Here is a 15,846-nt window from a genome sequence, read left to right on the forward strand (position 1 = left end):
TGAATTCAGACGAGGAGTGGGCTGTGGCTGATATCGAGAGTTTCCCCAACGACGACCTGCTGACGAGCGACGCGCAATATTTCGACTATGGTTCGGCTGCGAACCCAATCCGCCAGGGCATCATTCCGCCGGTGCCGTACCAGACCTTCTCGCCATCCTTCTTCGACGAGGGCCCGACGCGCGTTCAGCCGCTCGATGTCAGCGCGGAGCTGGGGATCGTCGGTCCGGCGACGAGCCCAGCGCTGTGCGCCAATTTCATCCGCATCGTCCGCGGCTCGGTCATGACCTCGGCCGAGGCGACCAGCCAGGTGTTCTTCGTGTTCCGCGGCAACGGGCGCACCGACGCGTGCGGCGTGACGATCCCCTGGTCGCAGGGCGACTACATCGTACTGCCGGCGCACGGCCATGCCATGCATCATTCGGACGGCGAGGCCGGCCTCTACTGGGTGCACGATGCGCCGCTGCTGCGCTATCTCGGCGCCGCGCCGTCGGTCGCGCGCTTCAAGCCGACCTTCTACCAGCACAGCAAGGCCCAGCATAAGCTCAGCGAGATCGCTTCCGATCCGAAGACCGCGCACGCCAATCGCGTCAGCGTCCTGCTGGCCAACAAGAACTTTCCCGCCACGCGCACCATCACCCACACGATGTGGACGATGTTCGGCCTCCTGCCGAAGGACGCGATCCAGTACCCGCACCGGCACGAATCGGTGGCGCTGGATTTCGTCATCGACTGCAAGCCCGGCTGCTACACGATGATCGGCACGGAGCTCGACGAAACCGGCATGATCAAGAACGGCCGTCGCGAGGACTGGGCGCCCGGCGCCAGCTTCATCACGCCGCCCGGCTACTGGCACTCGCATCACAACGAGTCCGGAGCGGATGCCCACGTCCTGCCGATCCAGGATGCTGGCCTGCATACCTACCTGCGGACGCTGGAGATCGTGTTCAGCCATCCCGGACACGACCACACTGCGCATATTTCGCAGACGCCGTAAGAGGCGAAATATCCTCCTCCGGCGAGCGTCCCGTTGGTGCAGTATGTGGCGCATCAACGGGAGGCAACGATGAATCATCCCAAGCGCGTGCGGCTCGTCGAAGTGGGGCCGCGCGACGGTTTGCAGAACGAGGCGAAGCCGGTTCCGGTCGAGGCCAAGGTGGCCCTGATCGACGCGCTGTCGGCCGCCGGCCATTCCGCGGTCGAAGCCGGCAGCTTCGTATCGCCCAAGTGGGTGCCGCAGATGGCCAACACCGACCAGGTGATGGCCCGCATCCAGCGCAAGCCGGGCGTCAGCTATCCGGTGCTGGTGCCCAACAAGCAGGGCATGAACGGCGCGGTCGAAGCGAATGTCGGCGAGATCGCGATCTTCACCGCGGCCTCCGAGGCCTTCTGCCGCAAGAACACCAACTGCTCGATCGACGAGAGCTTCGAGCGGTTCTCACCGGTGATGGAAGCGGCGCAAAAGCACGGCATGAAGGTGCGCGGCTACGTCTCGACCGTGATCGCCTGTCCCTATGACGGCAAGGTCTCGCCCGCCAAGGTCGCCGAGGTCTCCGAGCGGCTGTTCCGCATGGGCTGCTACGAAGTCTCGCTCGGCGACACGATCGGCGTCGGCACGCCGGGCGAATGCGTCGCGATGATCGATGCCGTCGCCGAGAAGATGCCGCGCGAAAAGATCGCTGCGCACTTTCACGACACCTACGGCCAGTCGCTGGCCAACATCCTCGCCGTCATGGAGCGCGGCGTCGCCGTGTTCGACACCGCGGTCGCGGGTCTCGGTGGTTGCCCCTATGCCAAGGGCGCCTCGGGTAACGTCGGCACCGAGGATGTGATATACTTGATGAATGGTCTCGGCATCGAACACGGGGTCGACCTCGACGCCATTGCCAAGGCCGGTCGGGAGATCTGCATGGCACTCGGCCGCGAGCCGGCGTCCAAGGTGGCGCAGGCACTGAAAGCCAAGGCCTGACTGGCCGCTGAAAAAAGTCGAAGTCCGGGCGAACAAACGAAATAATCGAAACAAACGAATCAGACGAATCGAGATTCGGCGGCCCCTGAATGAGGTGTCGTGATACCGTCAACGACTGAGCTTCACGAACGTTCAAGACGGAAGTCCATGCCCGGCGTCAAATCGCCGGCATGGACGTACTTCCCGGATTCCTGATCGCCGCGATCGCACTGGCCGGCAGCCCCGGCCCGGCGACGCTCAGCCTTGCGGCCGCCGGTGCGGCGTTCGGGGCGCGCCGGGGCATTGGTTATCTCGCGGGCATCGTCGTGGGCATGGTCGCGGTGATGGCGATCGTGGCCAGCGGCATGGTCGGCCTGCTGCTCGCTGTACCCGGCGTGGCGCCTGTCGTCGCGGTGCTGGCCGCGCTCTACTTCCTGTGGCTGGCCTGGAGGATCGCCACTGCGCCGCCTCTGTCGGAAGAAGGTGCGCAAGGGGAACCGCCGACCGTTGCGGCGGGGCTGCTGCTGTCGCTGGTCAATCCCAAGGGCTATGTCGCGATGGCCGCGCTTTACTCGGGGTTCACCTTGCTGCCGGACCGGCTCGCGGCCGACGTGGCGCTGAAGCTCGTCGTGCTGACGTTGGTCATCGCCGTGGTGAATGTCGCGTGGTTGCTGGCCGGCGCGGCGCTCACGCGCTTCTTCCGCAATCCCCGCACCAACCGGATCATCAACCTGGCCTTCGCCCTGTCGCTCGTCGGGTCGGTCGCGCTGGCCTTCGTCGTCTGACCGCCGCTACTGCCGCTGGACGATCCTGACGGTGACGGAGGTCGAGCGGCCGGCCTCATCGACGACGGCGAGCCGCGCGATGCCGGCGCCGTCGGGGATCCATTGCGTGCCGTCGAGCGGGCGGCCGTCGACCAGCCAGCGCAGGCGGCCCTGACCGCCCATGGCGTTCAACGGCACGGCCTCGCGCGGGGCAAGCTCGATGCGGGCGTCGGTCGGGGGGTAGGCAATGCGCGGGCCGCCATTCGTCTCCGCGTAAGGGGCGAGCGTGCGCATGCGCGGCGGCAGCTCGCGATAGGATGCGACCTTGATCGCATCGGCGGGCGGCCGGACGGCGCGATTGTCCTCAGCCGGCAGGCGGCCGAACGCCTTGAACAGGACGGGCAGCGCCGCGAGCCGGCCGAGCTGGCCGGGGCGCGGCGTGCCGTCGGCATGGCCAACCCACACGACGACCGTCCAATTGGCGCTGTAGCCCGCGGCCCAGGCGTCGCGATAGCCGGCCGAGGTGCCGGTCTTGAAGGCGATGCGGCGCTCGCGGAGCGCCACCGGCAGGGAGGCGAAGCCTTCGGGCAGCGGCGCTTCGGCCAGCACGTCGGCGACGTACCAGGCGGCGGTCGGTCCCATGAGGCGGAGCGGCGGGGGCTGCGGCCGGTCGCGCCGGACCTGCGGCGGGGCGAAGGTGCCGCCGTTGGCGAGGCCGGAATAGAGGCCGGCCATCTCGAGCGGCGAGACCGTGGCACTGCCCAGTGCCACACCCAGCGAATTGCCGTTGTCGCCGGGCGGCAGGCCGGGCGACACGCCGGCGGTGCGCAGCGTCGAGAGGAAGCGCTGCGGCCCGACCTTCTCCAGTGCCAGCACGGCCGGCACGTTCAGCGACTGCTGCAGCGCGCGGCGCACCGTCACCGCGCCCTGGTGGTCGCGGTCGAAGTTGCGTGGCAGCCAGTCGCGGAAGCGCGCTGGCACGTCGTCGACCAAGGTCTCGGGATGCAGGATGCGGTCGTCGAACGCCATGGCGTAGATCAGCGGCTTCAGCGCCGATCCCGGCGAGCGGCGCGCGCGCACGAGGTCGACCTGTCCGGCGCGGCCGAAGAAATTGTCGCCGCCCAGCCAGGCCACGACGCCGTCCGTGCGGTTGTCGATGACGACCATGGCGATCTGGGGGCCGTCCGCCAGTGCGCGGCGTTCCTCATAGACGAGCTGGCCCAGTGCCTGCTGCAGCTCGTAGCGGACCGTGGTCGGCACGACCGCGCCGGGCGACTGTCCTGCCAGCCAGGTCGAGAGATGCGGCGCCTGCATGGGCAGAGCGAGCCGGCGGTCGGGCGCGAGACGGCTGCGCGCCATCTCGTACAGGGCTGCGTCGATCACGCCATGCTCGACGCCGCGCTCCAGCACGCGGTCGCGCGCCTTCTGCGCCACGGCAGAGGCGCGGTCGGGACGTCGCCGTTCGGGCGACTGCGGGATGGCGACCAGGAGGGCCGCCTCGGCGGCGCTCAGCTGGCGCGGCTCCTTGCCGAAATAGGCCAGCGACGCGGCGCGCACGCCCTCGAGATTGCCGCCCATCGGCGCGAGGGTCAGATAAATCGCCAGCACTTCGCGCTTGGAGTAGCGCCACTCTAGCTGCAGCGCGCGGGCCGACTGGATGGCCTTGGTCGTGAAGCTGCGCGGCCTGGGTTGGTCGAGCAGGCGAGCAGCCTGCATCGAGATCGTCGACGCGCCCGAGACGATGCGGCCGCGCTCGGCGAGCTGTTTGGCGGCGCGTAGTGCTGCCAAGGGGTCGACGCCCCAATGCTCGTCGAAGCGGCGATCCTCGTAGGCCTTGAGCAAGGCGAGATAGAGCGGATCGACGTCGTCGACGGTGGTCTTGAGGCGCCATTTGCCGTCCGCCGTAGTGAAGGCGCGCAATAGTCGGCCGTTGGCGTCGACCACCTCCGTCGACCGCTCCTGATAGCGCGACAGGTCGGGCGGGAAGGCGCGGTCGAGCGCCAGTCCCGTCGCAGCCAGGGTCGTGGCGGCGACGGCAAGGCCGACGAGGAGACGCCCGAAGCGCATGCCGTTACCGGGTGCCGGCTGGAACGATCGTGAGCGCACGCATCGCCGTCCGGCCATAGACGCGCGGTGCGTACATGTCGGACACGTTCGTCGCGGGGACGGCATAGGTGCCGGGTGTCACGGCGCGCACGATATAGGCGACGTGATAGGAGTTCGGGTTCCGGGCCGAGGAATCCCACCAGGTCTGATAGGGCCGGGTGCCCATGTTGAAGGACGCGAAGAAGCGATCGTCGCGCGCCTCGGCGATGCGTGTCCCGGTGATATCGGGCAGGAACGGAAAGGCTTTCGCCGTTTCGTCGTTCAGCACCGCCTCGATCTCGAAGCCCGCCGGCAGCAGGTCGAGCAGCGCCACCTCGTGGTAGCCGCCCTCGAGATTGCGGCCCGAAATCGAGACGATCAGCCGCTCGTTCTGTACGACACGTGCCAGCGAGCTGGGCTCGCCGTCGAGCTTCAGGAACTCGCGCTGGACGCTGAAGCCGGCCGTCGCCGCGGGTTGCGGATCGACCGGCACACCGCGCGCCGTCACCTGCATCCAGATCGGACGGTCGCTGTCGTTGCGCAGCTTGAGGCCGCGCGCGAGGGCCGCCGCGTCGGGATTGATCACTATCGGTTCGGCCGCCGCCTGACGCTGCTGGCCGTCGACCGAGTAGGCGAGCTGCGCGCTGCCGCTCATCGCGCGGGCGGCCATCACCAGCCACGCCTGCTCCTGGGTGGTGGTCAGGCCGATCGAGGCGGCGAGCCGCTCACCGACGAGGGCCGTCACCTCGGTCAGACCCTCGCGTCCGCCGGCTTCGACGGCGAGCGTGACGAGGGCGGCGCGGTTGCGCAGCGGTGAGCCGTAATAGTCGGACGGGTCGCGCTCGTCGATGCGCTGGCGCGCGGTGGCGAAGGCGAGGCGGCCGCGGCCCGGCTCGCCCACCTGGTTCAGCGCCGCCGCCAGCATCGCCCAGGCGATGCCGCCCTTCATCTCGGCCGCCTTCGTGTCCTGGAAGTAGCGGACCCTGCCGGGATCGGCGAAGCCCGACTTGGCCAGCACGTACCAGGCATAGGCCTGGGCATTCGGCGAGAACTTGTCGGCGGTCCTGCTGAGCCAGTTCAGGGAGCGCTGCAGCGATGCCGAGGGCACCGTCATCTGCTGCTGGTTGGCACGCACCAGGAAGTCGAGCACGTAGGTCTGCAGCCATTCGGCGGCCGGCGTGGAGAAGGGGCCCCACATGCCGAACGATCCGTCGGGCAACTGCATGTCGACGAGACGGTAGACCGCATCCTGCACCCGGTCGTTGATGCGCGGATCGGCGGGGCCGTACCCGAGCAAGGCCACGTCGTTGTAGTAGAGCAGCGGCATGGCGCGGCTCGTGGTCTGCTCGAGGCACCCGAACGGGTACTTGTCGAGCGCGCGCAGGAGGCCCGCGACGTCGATGCCGGGAATTCGGGTCAGCGAGGCGCTGACTTGCGCGGTGCCGGGCGCGAAGGAGGCGATCACGTTGCGGTCGACCGTGGCCTCGTTGCCGGGCCCAAGGCGCGCGACCGTGTCGACGGCGCTGGGCGTCTGCGCCGGCCGCACCTGGATGTCCCATTCGCGCTCGACGGCGAAGTTGCCAGGACCCTGGACGGCCACCGTCACCTTGCCAAGGCCCGCGTCGCCCGCGCGCAGCGGCCAAGTCAGCAACTCGCGCTGGTTGGCGGCGAGCCGCCTGGTCTCGGTCACCGGCCGTTCGAGCGAGACCGAGCCGCTGGCGGTCAGGGTGACGCGATAGTCGCCGGCCTGGCCGTCGACATTGTGCAGCGACAACGCGACCCGCCCGAGATCCCGCGGCGCGAGGAAGCGCGGCAGCACGACGTCGGCGGTGACCGCGTCGCGAACGAACAGGCGCTGTTCGCCCGACCCGACGCGGTTCTTGTCGTAGGCGACCGCCATCAGCCGGAGCTGGCCGATGAAGTCTGGAATGTCGAAGGCGATCTTCGCTTCGCCGTTGTCGTCGAGCTTCACCGGGCCGCTGAACAGCGCGACGGTGCGCGTCGGCACGACGTCGAGCCCGCCGATCTCGCCGGCGTCGCCGCCGGCGCGGATGCGGCCGAGCTCGTCGGCCCTGGTGTCGAGCATGCGGCCGTAATCGTCGCGCATGGCAACGCCGAGGCGGCGCTTGCCGAAATAATAGTCGGCCGGGTTGGGCGTCTTGTAGCGGGTGAGCTGCAGGATGCCTTCGTCGACGGCCGCCAGGGTGACGAACGCTTCCTGGCCGGCCTGCAAGTTGGACACCTTCACCGGCACCTCGATGCGCTGGCGGGGCGTTATCTTCTCCGGCGTGCCGATCTGGAGGCCGAGCGTGCGCAAGGCCGGATTGAGGCCGAGCCAGGCGGCGCCGATCGCGCGCGTGGGCGTGCGTTCGGCCGGTGCCGACAACGGCCGCCAGGCGGTGACCAGCGCATAGGCGCCGGCGCCCCATTCGGCCTTCACCGGGATCTCGACGGTCGTGCCGCCGGCCGGCACCGGCACCGGCACGGTGGAGACGATGCGGTCGGTGGCGATGGCGATCAGCGCCTCGCCGGCGAACGGCGCCTCGATGCGCAGGCGGGCCGTGTCGCCCGGCGCATAGTTCTGCCGGTCGCTCGCGACGCGCAGCGTGTCGGGCGCCTCCTCGGTCGAGGTGCCGCCATACCAGCCCACATAGAAAGTGAGGCTGGTCGAGGTGTTCTTGTCGTTGTCGATGACGGTGAGCTTGTGCTGGCCCCAGTCGAGACGCTGCGACAGGCGGACCGGTGCATCGGCCTTCAGCGTCACCTTGTCCGCGGTCACGAGCCTCGTGTTGGTGACCGACTGCCATTGCCAGCGGCCGTCGACCTGGAACCACTGGTAGGTGTTGGTGATGCGCTCGATACGGTATTCGACCGACGGGCGTGCGACCTGTGTGCCCGCGGCATCGACCGCCACGATGTCGAACTCGGTGTCGGACCCCTCGCGCGAATAGCGGCCTTCGAATGTCGGGTAGACGCCGAGATAGGTGTCGCGCGTGCGGACCGGCACGAACTTGTCGGTCTTGGTGGCGCGGCCGCCGCCCGGCTCGAAGACGCGGGCCTGCAGATAGGCGCGCACCGGCAGCACCGTGTCCTTCGCAAGGTTGCCGGCCCATTCGAGGCGCGACTTGCCGGCCTGGTCGGTGTTCTCGCCCTTCAATTCGATGAATTGCTGCTCGAACTTCTCGCGCTCGTCGTCCGGGCCGAACCGGTACTTGGCGAAGCGGGGGAAGGGGGTATCGTCGAGCATGATGCGCATGTCGGCTTCGACGGTGAGATCCGAGGCCGGTGCGCCGTAGAGGAAATCGGCCGAGATGCCGAAGCGGTTCACGGTGCCGGGCCGGATGATCGCCTGTTCGGGCGTCAGTTCGACCTTGAGCTTCTCGGGGACGAAATCCTCGACCGAGAATTCGACCCGGCCGACCGGTGCGCCCTTGGGATCGATATGGGCGGTCACCGACCAGCGGCCGCGGCGCGACGATTTCGGCAGGTCGATCGCCTGGGAGATCGCTCCCGAGCCCTGCAGCGCATGGGTGAAGCGCGTGAACTCGCTGCCGTCGGGTCGCTTGACGATCAGGGTGACGGGCAGGTTGGCGAGCGCATTGGCGGCGTCGTCGCGCATCAGCGTCATCAGCTGCACCGTCTCGCCGGGCCGATAGACGCCGCGCTCGGTGTAGAGGAAGGCATCGACCGGGCCGGGCTGCGGCCGTCCGTCGACGCCGCGGTCGGACAGGTCGAAGGCCGACTTGGTGAGTTCGAGGCGCGAGAAGTCTTTCTTCGCCGGATCCTGCGCCATGACCGCGACCGGTTCGGCGGCGCCGGTGCCTTTCAGCAGGCCGGCGGCGAAGGAGGCGCGACCGTCGGCGCCGGTGACCACCTTGCCGATCGGCTCGTTGCCACGCGACAGGACCGTGACCTCGATACCGGGCAGCGGCCGAGCGGTCTGCAGCGAGCGCGCAAAGACGTTGAGCCCATCGTCGCCGCTGAAGGAGGTGAGGCCGATATCGGTATCGATCACCCACATGCCGGCAGCCGCGCCGGCGAGGGAATCATCCTCGTCATAGTCGCGCGCCGGCGGCTTGGCGGCGTTCCAGATCACGACGAAATAGGCGCCGGGCTTCCAGTCCTGGACGGTCTCGCGGATCGGGAAGGCGGTCACGACGGCCTGGTTGGGCACGTTGCGCACCTCCATCGAGCCACTCCACTGCTCGGCGCCGTTGCTGCCGTTCAGCCAGCTCCGCAGCGACCATTCGCGGGTGAGCGGCTCGGAGCCGGGAAAGGAGACGTCGTAGTACCGGTCGGCGGAAAAGCGATCGATGCCGCGCTCGTTCACGCGATAGACCGAGATGCCGACCTTGGAGACATTGATGGTCGTGACCGGCAGGCCGGCGGCGCTGCCGCGCGGCAGGATGAAGCCCTTGCCAGGCAGGGTCACGACGGCGGGGCGGGCGCCCAGCGCGACACTCACACTCTGCTCGCTGCGCAGCTTCTCGCCATTGCTGCCGGGGAAGCCTGCCAGCAACTTCACGGTATAGTCCTGGCCGTAGGTGAGGCCGGCGATGCACAGCCGGTCGTCGACGGTGCGCAAGGCGGTCTTGGCCTCCGGTTCGACCCGGACGAAGTCGCCGTACTTCACGTCACCGGTGGCAAGCGGCTTGTTGAAGCCGAGGCAGGCTTCGGCTTCGGTGCGGCTCGAATCGATGCCGACGCGGCGAAAGGCGAACGGATCGGAAGGAGCGGCCGGCGGCTGGGCAGTTGGCGTCGGTGCTGCCGCTTGCTGGGTGGGAGTCGGCGTCGGCGGGGTCGGAGCCGCTGTCGGGGCCGGCGCCGGCGCGGGCATCGGTGCCGGGGGAGCGGCCGTTGGCGGCGTCGCCGTTGCCGTGCGGGTCGGCACCGGTCGGTCGAGGGAATCGCCCGGCCTCCCGATCAGGTAACCCGCAATGCCGGAGCCCAGCATCAGGGCCACAACCAAGGCAGCCAGCGTCGACCGATTCATGAGAACCCCCGCAAAAACGCGACCGGACATTAGAGCGCGGATTGTGCAAACAATGTGGAGTCTGAGGTCCGGCCGGCGATTCTCGCAGGCTGTGGCGGGAAGGTCACGTTGTGGATAGGCGGCGCTTGAGCAAGGGGCCTGCGGCGTACTAATCGCAAGCGATGACGTTGCATCTCATCAAGCTCGCGGTCGGCGTCGACGATCTCGCTCACATGAAGAAGGTCCAGGCGGCACGGCGCAAGGAGCGCCGGCAGTCGCCCCGCTCGCCGCACTGGGTCTATACCCGCAACTCGCCACGGCGCGGCGAGGAGCTGAAGGGCGGGTCGCTCTACTGGGTGATCCGCGGCGTGATCCGGGTACGCCAGGAGCTGGTCGGTTTCGAGGACGATTTCGACGAGGAAAGCGGCAAGAAGTTCTGCCGCATCAAGCTCAAGCGAACGCTGATCCAGACCGCGCCGCGCGCCTGCAAGGCCTTCCAGGGCTGGCGCTATTTCGATCCCGAGCGCGCGCCGCCGGACCTGTCGAGCGGCGACACCGCCGACATGCCGCCGGAAATGGCAGCGGAGCTGAAGAGGCTTGGGCTGCTGTAGCCATGGAGCGCGCCACTCCAGTGGCGCTCATGTGCGGTCGTCCCGGCGAAGCTTGAGCGCCACTGGAGTGGCGCGCTCCAATGAGACTACCGGTTCGTCAGCTTGAGCTCGATGCGGCGGTTGCGGGCGGTGTCGGTGGAGGACAGCGGCTGGTACTGGCCGTAGCCGGCCGCCACGAGGCGATCGTTCGGGATGCCCTCGCTGTGGAGGAACTTGACCACGGCGATGGCGCGGGCCGCCGACAGCTCCCAGTTCGACGGGAACTGTGCGCTGGCGATCGGCTTGTTGTCGGTGTGGCCGTCGACTTGGATCACCCAGTTGACGTCCTTGGGAATGCCGGCGGAGAGCTCGACCAGGCGCTGGGCGACGTTGGCGAGCTGCTTCTCGCCGCTCTCCTGGAGCTTGGCCGAGCCGGAGGCGAAGAGCACTTCCGACTGGAAGACGAAGCGGTCGCCCACGATCTGGATGTCCTGCTGCCCGCTCAGCGCTTCGCGTAGCTTGCCGAAGAACTCGGAGCGGTAGCGCGCCAGCTCCTCGACCTTGCTGGCGAGCGCCCGGTTGAGCTTCTGGCCGAGGTCGACGATCTGCGCCTGCTGCTCCTTGGCCTTGGCATCGGCGGCGTCGAGCACGGTGCTGAGGCGGGCCAGCTCGCCCTTGAGGGCGGACAGCTCGGCGGTGAGGCGCACGACGGCGGCCTTCTGCTCGGCGCTGAGCTTCTGCTCCTCCGTGAGATCGCCGAACAGCTTGCCCTTGTCCTGGTTGGCGGCGGCCAGCGAGGCGGCGAGGCGGGTGAGCTCCAGCCGCTGGCGCTCGATCTCCTTCTGAAGATCGCCGGCCTTGGCGGCGGCTTCCTTGTTGGAGCTTTCGAGCGAGGCGGCGAGACGCTCGCGTTCCGCCATCATCGAGGTCAGGCGCTCGGTGAGCTGGTCGCGCTCGATCTTCAGCGCGTCGGAAGCGGTGCGCTGGGCGGCGAGATCGGCGCCCAGGCGATCGCGCTCGGCCTGGTTGCTGCGAAGCTGCAAGGTGAGCTTCTCGAGGTCCTGCTTCAGGTTGTCGCTTGCCGCCTTCTCGAGCGACAGCACGCTGGCGAGGCTGCCGAGCTGCTTGTTGAGGGCGTCGATGGCGTTGTCGCGGTTGCTCAGCGTATCGGTCAGCGTGAACTGCGCCACGCTGAACAGCGACAGCAGGAAGATCAGCACCATCAGCAGGGTCGTCAGCGCGTCGACGTAACCCGGCCAGGTATAATCGGCTGAGCCTCCTCCTCGGCGACGGGATGCGGCTGCCATGGCGATCAGTCGTCGCCGGGCGTCGCGCCGCGCGTCGACGCGATGGTGCGGGCCAGCAGACGGAACTCGCCGCGCAGCTCGTCGGCCAGCGCCGTGCGGCTGCGCACGCTCTCATCGATCAGGCGGGCAAGGCCGGCTTCGAGATTGCGCTGGTGCGCCAGCAGCGCCTCGCTGTCGGTCTCCGGTTTGCGTTCGGTCAGGCGCGCGACGGTGCCGCGCAGCTCGATCGACTGTTCGGCGAGCCGCGCCAGCAGCGCCTGCTGCGAGCGCATGCTCTCGGTCAGCGACGACAGGCGCTCGACCAGGGTGGCATTGGCGACGGCTGCCTGTTCGCGGCCCTCTTCACTGCGGCGGAGCGTGCGCGTGAGGTCGTCGAGACCGTCGGCCGTACGCTCCAGCAGGGCTTCGACATAGGCCGAGACGCCCTGTTCGCCTTCGGCCTGCAGGGTGCCGCTGGACAGGCGCGTGGCGCCGGCCAGCCATTCCTCGAGTTCGGTATGGAACCGGCCCTGTGCCTGGCTGGCCTGCAGCTCGAGGAAGCCCAGCACGAGCGAGCCGGAGAGGCCGAACAGCGAGGCGCCGAAGGCCGTGGACATGCCCTTGAGCGGTCCCTCGATGCCCTGCTTCAGCTTGGCGAAGATCTGCACGGCGTCGCCGCCCGTGACCTGCATGCCGACGATGGCGTCGGCGACGGCGCCGATCGTCTCGAGCAGGCCCCAGAAGGTGCCGAGCAGGCCGAGGAAGATCAGCAGGCCGATCATGTAGCGGCTGAGTTCGCGCCGCTCGTCGAGGCGGCTGGCGATGCCGTCGAGCATGGCGCGCGTCGCCGTCGGCGACAGGCGGAAATTGTCCTGGCGGTCGCCCATCATGGCGGCCATCGGCGCCATCAGCTCGATCGAGCCCGTGTCGAGTACGGGCGCCCCGGGCTCGCGATGCTGGAAGCGTCGCAGCCAGCGCACCTCGGGCCACAGCGAGAGGACCTGGCGCATCACGAAGAAGATGCCGACCAGGAGGACGCCCACGATCACGCTGTTGAGGATCGGCGTGTTCATGAACACGCGCAGCAGGTCATGGTGCAGCAGGTAGGCGATGCAGATCACGATCGCCAGGAACAGCAACATGCGGACGAGATACGGAAGCGGATTGCTCATGCGGTCATCCGATGCCTGGGTGGCGCTTGCGGGAACTCATGTCTTGGGCACCAGGATTTCCACCCGTTCGCCGCCATCGCCCACGATGGCGGCGATCTCGATCTTGGACCGCACGCCCTTGTCCATCAGGTAGTTCCGCACGATCAGCGCGCGCGCCAGCGAGATCTTGCGGCTGTCCGGATCGCCATTGTCGGCGACGGTCCGCAGCTCGACCTGGCGCAGCGTGCGTTCGGTGATGTCCTTGGCGAGGCGGTCGAGTTCGGCCTTGGACGCATCCGAAAGTTCGGTCGATCGGGCGGTGAATGCCACCGTCACGGCCACGGCGCTGCGCGCTGGCGCAGCGGGCGGTGGCGATGGCGCCGGCGCGATCGCCGCCATCTGGGTTTGCGGGGCAGCAGGAGGTGGGGGCGGAGGGGCTGCCGCCATGGCAGGTTTTGCAGCGGATGCCGGTGGCGGCGGCACTGGAACAGGAACGGCAACCGGAGGGGCCTCCGGCTTGGGCGCGGGCTTGGCGACGGGGGCCGGCGCGATGGTCACGGGAGCCGGTACATCGCGGGGCTTGCGGTTCGTCGTCAGCTCGGGGACGGCCACGATACGGCTCTTGATCGGTCCCGGAGGAGGAGACGGCAGGGTCGCGCCCGGAGTCTGCACGGAGGCCACGACGGGCGGTCCGGCATTGGGTTGGGCCGCCGGGCTCTGGCCGCGAGGCGACCAGGGATTGAAAGCCGGCCCGGCCGTCGGATTGGCATTTGCGGTCGCGGCGGCGTCCGGCGCCACGTATTGCGGGATCGGCCCGCCCTGCAGGCCGGTGCCGGTATAGGGATTGAAGGCGGTGACGTTCTGCCCATGGGCCGCGAACGACGCCGCGCCGACGCCGATCACGGCGAAGGCAAGGCTGCGTGCAGCGGCCGAAGAGGGGGGCATAACCGATTGCCTTTCCAAGGGATTTGGCGGATCGACCATAACGAATGGTCGATCAGCGCTCAACCGCTTGCGGCAATGCAGCAGAGATCAGGCCTTGGACAGAATCTCGACCATCGAATCGCGCAGGCCGAAGTTGCTGGCGAGGATCGACGGACCGCCGAGTTCGTAGGGCTGCCCCGCGATGTCGCCGATGAGGCCGCCGGCCTCGCGCACCATCAGGATGCCCGCTGCGACGTCCCACGGCGCCAGGCCAAACTCGAAGAAGGCGTCGTAGCGGCCGGCCGCCACGAAGGCGAGGTCGAGCGCCGCGGCGCCCCAGCGGCGGACGCCGGCCGTGCGTTCGGTCACGGCGGCCAGCTTGGCGTGATAGGCCGCGTGGTTGCCCTTGCCGACATGAGGCATGCCGGTGCCGACCAGCGCGCGGGCCGGCTCCTTGCGGCCCGACACGCGCAGCCGGCGCGAGCGGGCGTTCGGCGTGTCGATATAGGCGCCGTTGCCCTTCTCGGCCCAGAACAGCTCGTCGGAGATCGGCTGGTAGATGACGCCGGCGATGATCTCCTTCTCGCGCTCCAGCGCGATCGAGATGGCGAAGTGCGGGACGCCGTGCAGGAAGTTGGTCGTGCCGTCGAGCGGATCGACGATCCAGCGGTTGCGGCCGTCGCCCTTGGTCTCGCCGCCTTCCTCGCCGAGGAAGCCGTAGTCGGGACGGACGCGCGACAGCTCGGCGCGCAGGGTGCGCTCGGCCTTGATGTCGGCGTGGCTGACGAAGTCGCCCGGACCCTTCTCGGAAACCTGCAGATGCTCGACCTCGCCGAAGTCGCGCTTGAGATTCTTGGCGGCGGCAAAGGCGGCACGGATCATCACGGTGACGGTGGCCGAGCGCTGCGCCAGCGACTTCCGCTCGGGCGGTCCCGAGCGTTCGCGGCCCTCGCCCATCGGGGCGCGGCCGACGCGGGCGACCGGGGTCTCTCGCGGGGGACGGTTGGTGGGGAGGGCCACGGTGCGCGCCTAATCCTTGGCGCGTTCCATGTAAGTGCCCTCTTCGGTGTTGATCACCAGCCGCGTGCCGACGCCGATATGCGGCGGCACCATCACGCGGATGCCGCCCTCGACGATGGCCGGCTTGTAGGACGAGGAGGCGGTCTGGCCCTTCACCACGGCGTCGGCCTCGGTGACGGCGAGAACGACGGTCTTGGGCAGCTCGGCGCCGACCGGCGCGCCTTCATAGAGCGATACGGTCACTTCCATGCCGTCCTGCAGCCAGCGCGACTGGTCCTCGTCCAGGACGTCGGCGCCGACCACGAGCTGCTCGAAGTTTTCCTTGTCCATGAACGTGAAGCCGTTCTCGTCCTTGAACAGGTAGGTGCACTCGCGCTCGTCGATATGGACGCGCTCGATGGTCTCGCCCGAGCGGAAGCGTTCCTGCAGCTTGTTGCCCTCGCGCAGCGCCTTGGCCTCGATGGCCACGAACGCGCCGCCCTTGCCGGGGCTGATATGCTGCACCTTGGAGGCGACCCAGAGCTTGCCGTTGTACTCGATGACGTTGCCGGCTCGGATGGAATTGACTTGGACTTTCATGGAGTTACCCGGCCCTACCGCTGTCTCGGATGAATGGAATTCGGCCTCTCCCGCAGCGAGCGGGACGAGGCCGGCGCGGGCCTTCTATCAAAGGCAGCGCGGGGTCGCAACCGGGCGGCCCGGGGCGTTTTGGGGCTATTTCAGGCCCAATTCGGCCTGTTTCCTCTTCGGCAGGGCAGCCGCGATGACGGCGTGCGCCTGCTTCAGGTAGGCCCGCGTCTCGGCCGGTGTCAGGACCGACGGCTCCTCGAGGGCGACCCATTTCGCGCGGGCAAGGTAGGGCGCCGGTCTGAAGCCCTCGGCATGCGAGAGCGCCTCGAAATGCTCGGGCGGACACTTGAAGCAGAGGCGGGCAACGGAATGGCCGGGAGGGCCGATCAGGCAGAACATCTTGCCGCCGACCTTGAAGACGGTGACGCCTTCCCATTGCACGGTTCGCGTCGTGGCGGGCAGTTTCCGGCAGTAGGCGTCGATCTGCTTGGGCGTCATCATGACAGCCTACACGTCGCGCGATTCGCGTGCGATGGTC

At 68.5% G+C, this 15,846-nt stretch carries 12 protein-coding genes; 4 read left to right on the forward strand and 8 right to left on the reverse strand.

Annotated features, from left to right (window positions below; translation table 11 throughout):
* Positions 1-23 precede the first annotated feature (23 nt).
* From AC1ROX_RS24685 to AC1ROX_RS24695, 3 genes are all read left to right on the forward strand, one after another.
* On the forward strand, positions 24-995 hold the full coding sequence (locus tag AC1ROX_RS24685) for a hypothetical protein (RefSeq protein ID WP_493130200.1): 972 nt from the start codon (positions 24-26) through the stop codon (positions 993-995).
* A gap of 69 nt (positions 996-1,064) precedes the next feature.
* Positions 1,065-1,967, forward strand: coding sequence for a hydroxymethylglutaryl-CoA lyase (locus AC1ROX_RS24690; RefSeq protein WP_493130202.1), 903 nt, complete (start codon positions 1,065-1,067; stop codon positions 1,965-1,967).
* 170 nt (positions 1,968-2,137) lie between these two features.
* Positions 2,138-2,731 carry a LysE family translocator gene (locus AC1ROX_RS24695; RefSeq protein WP_493130204.1) on the forward strand — a complete coding sequence of 198 codons (594 nt, stop codon included), beginning with the start codon at positions 2,138-2,140 and terminating at the stop codon, positions 2,729-2,731.
* 6 nt (positions 2,732-2,737) lie between these two features.
* Here AC1ROX_RS24695 and pbpC read toward each other — a convergent pair whose 3' ends face one another.
* Together pbpC and AC1ROX_RS24705 are read right to left on the reverse strand one after the other, a co-directional pair.
* A complete protein-coding gene (gene pbpC, locus AC1ROX_RS24700) occupies positions 2,738-4,816 on the reverse strand; it encodes a penicillin-binding protein 1C (RefSeq protein ID WP_493130206.1) in 2,079 nt (692 codons plus the stop codon).
* Complete coding sequence (locus tag AC1ROX_RS24705; protein ID WP_493130208.1) at positions 4,782-9,788, reverse strand: alpha-2-macroglobulin family protein; 5,007 nt, start codon at positions 9,786-9,788, stop codon at positions 4,782-4,784. Before AC1ROX_RS24705 ends, pbpC begins: the two co-directional genes overlap by 35 nt.
* A 161-nt stretch (positions 9,789-9,949) precedes the next feature.
* On the opposite strand from AC1ROX_RS24705, the gene AC1ROX_RS24710 reads away from it, so the two are divergent.
* A complete protein-coding gene (locus tag AC1ROX_RS24710; protein WP_493130210.1) occupies positions 9,950-10,378 on the forward strand; it encodes a DUF1489 family protein in 429 nt (142 codons plus the stop codon).
* A gap of 86 nt (positions 10,379-10,464) precedes the next feature.
* Here AC1ROX_RS24710 and AC1ROX_RS24715 read toward each other — a convergent pair whose 3' ends face one another.
* The 6 genes from AC1ROX_RS24715 to AC1ROX_RS24740 form a co-directional block, all read right to left on the reverse strand.
* Positions 10,465-11,664, reverse strand: coding sequence for a peptidoglycan -binding protein (locus tag AC1ROX_RS24715; protein WP_493130212.1), 1,200 nt, complete (start codon positions 11,662-11,664; stop codon positions 10,465-10,467).
* 5 nt (positions 11,665-11,669) lie between these two features.
* Positions 11,670-12,815: a flagellar motor protein MotA gene (locus AC1ROX_RS24720; protein ID WP_493130214.1), complete on the reverse strand. Its 1,146-nt coding sequence runs from the start codon at positions 12,813-12,815 to the stop codon at positions 11,670-11,672.
* A gap of 36 nt (positions 12,816-12,851) precedes the next feature.
* Positions 12,852-13,739, reverse strand: coding sequence for an OmpA family protein (locus tag AC1ROX_RS24725; RefSeq protein WP_493130216.1), 888 nt, complete (start codon positions 13,737-13,739; stop codon positions 12,852-12,854).
* A gap of 87 nt (positions 13,740-13,826) precedes the next feature.
* Positions 13,827-14,675 (reverse strand): inositol monophosphatase family protein, encoded by an 849-nt coding sequence (locus AC1ROX_RS24730; protein WP_493130419.1) that lies wholly within the window; start codon positions 14,673-14,675, stop codon positions 13,827-13,829.
* Positions 14,676-14,747: 72 nt separating this feature from the next.
* The gene (efp, locus tag AC1ROX_RS24735) at positions 14,748-15,317 is read right to left on the reverse strand and encodes an elongation factor P (RefSeq protein WP_493130218.1); all 570 of its coding nucleotides are present in this window, start codon (positions 15,315-15,317) and stop codon (positions 14,748-14,750) included.
* 135 nt (positions 15,318-15,452) lie between these two features.
* Positions 15,453-15,809, reverse strand: a complete 357-nt coding sequence (locus tag AC1ROX_RS24740) for an MmcQ/YjbR family DNA-binding protein (RefSeq protein WP_493130220.1) — start codon at positions 15,807-15,809, stop codon at positions 15,453-15,455.
* Between the last annotated feature and the right edge of the window lie 37 nt (positions 15,810-15,846).

The organism is Reyranella sp. GW821-FHT14A01 (genome assembly GCF_058803965.1).